Origin of the sequence: Mesorhizobium sp. M4A.F.Ca.ET.090.04.2.1 (assembly GCF_003999085.1) — a bacterium.
In the GTDB taxonomy this organism is placed as follows: Bacteria; Pseudomonadota; Alphaproteobacteria; order Rhizobiales; family Rhizobiaceae; genus Mesorhizobium.
This window is the reverse complement of sequence record NZ_RZOT01000970.1, coordinates 1-729: the sequence shown is the minus strand read 5'-3', so window position 1 is coordinate 729 and position 729 is coordinate 1. Positions and strand designations below refer to the sequence as shown.

General features: G+C 66.8%; 1 protein-coding gene. It reads right to left on the bottom strand.

The genetic code is table 11. The features are described 5' to 3' along the window. A partial coding sequence (locus tag EN781_RS33555) for a M20/M25/M40 family metallo-hydrolase (protein WP_127400781.1) occupies window positions 1-565 on the bottom strand: 565 nt, incomplete at its 3' end. Window positions 566-729: the final 164 nt, after the last annotated feature.

Below are 729 nucleotides of genomic sequence, written 5' to 3'. Positions count from 1 at the left end.
CGACATAGGCCCGCGGCTTGAGGAAGCCGGGCTCGTGCCTGCCGGCATAGCCGATGCGCTCCAACTCCTTGCCCAGCACCGAGCCGTCGGTGCCGACCGAGGCCAGCGCCTCGTCAAGATCCCGGCCGCCGGCGAAGACCAGCGAGCCCATCATGTCAGGCGAAAACCGCACGCCCTCCTCGTTGGTGAAGGCCGCTACCACAAGCGGGCGCGCCGGCGTAAAGCCGGCCTCCTTCAAACTCTCGATCGCTTCGAGGCCGGCAAGGACGCCATAGCAGCCGTCATAGATGCCAGCGTCGATCACTGTGTCGATATGCGAGCCGAGCATGACCGACGGCTGGCCGGCATTGGCATCATCCTGCCAGATGCCGAAGATGTTGCCGATGCGGTCGACGGCGACTGCGAGCCCTGCGTCCTGCAGCCAGCTGACGAGGCGGTCGCGGCCGAGCTTGTCCATGTCGGAAGCGGCGACACGCACCAGCCTGCCCTGCGCATCGCGGCCAAGGCTGCCGAGCTCTTCGATGCGGCCAAGAAGACGGTCGGCGTTGATCGTCAGATTGCTCATGCCGGCTGCCTCGCCCGCGCAACCTCTTGCGGCGCCATCCCGACCAGGTCGGCATAGCGGCCGGGATCGGTCGCGCCTTCGGAGTTGATGATGAGCACGCGCGAATGGCTATCGAGGTGAAGCGCCGCCCGCATCTTGCTGTCACCGGCAGCGCGGATCAACCC